This window comes from Ferroglobus sp., assembly GCF_015521575.1.
Lineage (GTDB): Archaea > Halobacteriota > Archaeoglobi > Archaeoglobales > Archaeoglobaceae > Ferroglobus.
Genome location: NZ_WANY01000059.1, coordinates 1 through 2,084, shown reverse-complemented (window position 1 = coordinate 2,084; position 2,084 = coordinate 1). Strand labels below are relative to the sequence as shown.

Annotated in this window: 3 protein-coding genes; all 3 read left to right on the top strand. The window is 44.4% G+C overall.

Going from position 1 to position 2,084, the window contains the following annotated elements; translation table 11 throughout:
- The coding region (locus F7C14_RS02370; RefSeq protein ID WP_290899597.1) for a hypothetical protein at positions 1-481 on the top strand (481 nt) is incomplete at its 5' end.
- Positions 482-536: 55 nt separating this feature from the next.
- The gene (locus F7C14_RS02365; RefSeq protein WP_290899596.1) at positions 537-1,586 is read left to right on the top strand and encodes a rod shape-determining protein; all 1,050 of its coding nucleotides are present in this window, start codon (positions 537-539) and stop codon (positions 1,584-1,586) included.
- On the top strand, positions 1,587-2,036 hold the full coding sequence (locus tag F7C14_RS02360; protein ID WP_290899595.1) for a hypothetical protein: 450 nt from the start codon (positions 1,587-1,589) through the stop codon (positions 2,034-2,036).
- Positions 2,037-2,084: the final 48 nt, after the last annotated feature.

Sequence of the window (2,084 nt, the reverse complement as noted above, 5' to 3'; positions counted from 1 at the left end):
GCTGAAAGCAGAGGATATGAGATTTATCATCTCAGGTTTTTCCGAGGGTGGAGTGAGCGTTAACAAAACCGTGATCGAAAACGGCGATGTAATAGAGGTCACTTTCCTCGATGAAAGGAATAGGCATGAACGGAGACATGGACACGAGGAGAGTCCTGATAGCGTGTACATCTACGTAATCGGATACACATCTCGATTCAGCGAGGAAGTGAACGTTTCGATATACTATAAAGAGGAAGACGAGGAACACGGTCACAGGGGACATCACAGAGACTCTGAAGGCGTCTCTGTATCTCAGAACTTCACTTGGAGTACGCACAGCAATGGCTATTTACAGCTTCCGATCGAGGTTTTCAAGCCAAGCGATGGACATCACGGAATGCGGGAAGGAGAATACACTCTTGAGGTCGTTATGCTGTTCGATGGTGAAGAAGAGTTCAACTTCTTGATAAAAGTAAAGACAGTAAAAACCGAAGACTAACTCTTTGGTAAAACTTTAAATATATTCCACCAAAATTTAAACGGGGGTTGCTGTTATGAGTGAAGTAGAAGAGAAGAAGGAAGTTGAAAAAGCTGAAAGTAATGTTGTTCCGGTTGGAATGAAAGTGGGATCGCAGAGAACAGTAATAGCTAAAGGAGACGAAGTTATCGTTGTTGAGACGTGCATAAAGGAGAAGGAAAACCCGATAACTGGGGAGAAAGATTACGTGATAGGTAACGAAGCTGCCGAACTTTACGGAGATGAAGCCGTTTACATGCTTCGCGGTGGTTTGCCGGGAGATGAGGAGGAAGCCGAACTGCTCAAGATATTCCTGACCAACGTTGCGAAACAATACGAAATACCGGAGAACACCTACGTAACTTACGGGATTCCATCGACCGAGGCTGAGGAAGGAGTAAATCTGTTTAAGAAGGTTATTAGTCAGGTGCCAATCGGCTGGGCTGGTAAGGAGGTCTGGAACGACTCCTTCTTAGCTGCTTTAGCTCTTCCGGAAGGATTGGGGATGTTGGATAAAACTTTCGTTGTGGTAAATCTTGGCTCGTCCACAACCGATGTCGTTGCCGTGAGAAAGGGGGAGATAGTTTTCAGCATGGTCACCGGAGAGGTTTCCGGGGATCTGGTGGACAGGTGGATAAAGAACGAAATAATGAACCTAACAAGAGGTGCAGTCAACGTCGACATTTCTACGGCAAGAGAGTACAAAGAAAAGTATGCGAACCTTAAAGAGTGGAAGAGCGTGAAGGAGACTGTTCAGCTCTTCGAAAAAGGGCAGTTCAGCTTCAGGTTGGACGAAGCGGTAAATAAGCCAGTCGAAAGATACTTGGATGCTCTGGTCGACTTCATCACTCTTGAGTTCCTCCCATCGCTTGCGGAATTCAACTTCAAAGCCTACAAAGTTATTCTTGAGTCGGAGTTCATATTAACGGGAGGAATGGCGGAGATTCCCGGACTGAAGGAGAAGTTCGCAACCAAGCTTTCAGAGGCTCTTGGTTTCGGTGTAAAGGTTAGAAGCCCAGAAAATCCGCTGACCGCATCTGCAAGGGGAGCTTTGCTAATCTCTCAGCTTAGAGTGAGGAGAGAATAAATGAGCGAGGAGGTTTTGAAGAAGTGGGATTCACTTTTTCAGGAATTGAAAACGTTTGTGGAGGTGGATCTACCGAAAATGGAGGAAAGCGTAAAAAAATCTGTGGAGAGGGCGAAAATCCTTGAAAGTAAAGTAGCTGAGGTGGAAAGAAAGCTTAAAACCTTCATTGAAGAGAACGAGACCTTCAAAAGGAGTGTTGAAGAAAAGCTATCTTCTCTTGAAAATATCGTCAATAAGAGGTTAGAAGAGCTCGAAAAGAAGGTAGGAGAAGAAAGAAAAGCTGAACTCGATTTATCGTTTGTTGAGGAGCTGAAAAAAGAGATAGCGGAGTTAAAAAACAGCGTTGCACAACTTTCAGTGGATGTATCTCAAATAAAGAGCAGTGTGGGTGAGAAATTCTGGGTAGCAAGGGAAAAGAAGGCTGAAAGAAAATCGCCGAGAATACTGTGAAATTATGGACCCCTACTTCAATTTGTCTGAGCTTGAAAAGAAACTTAG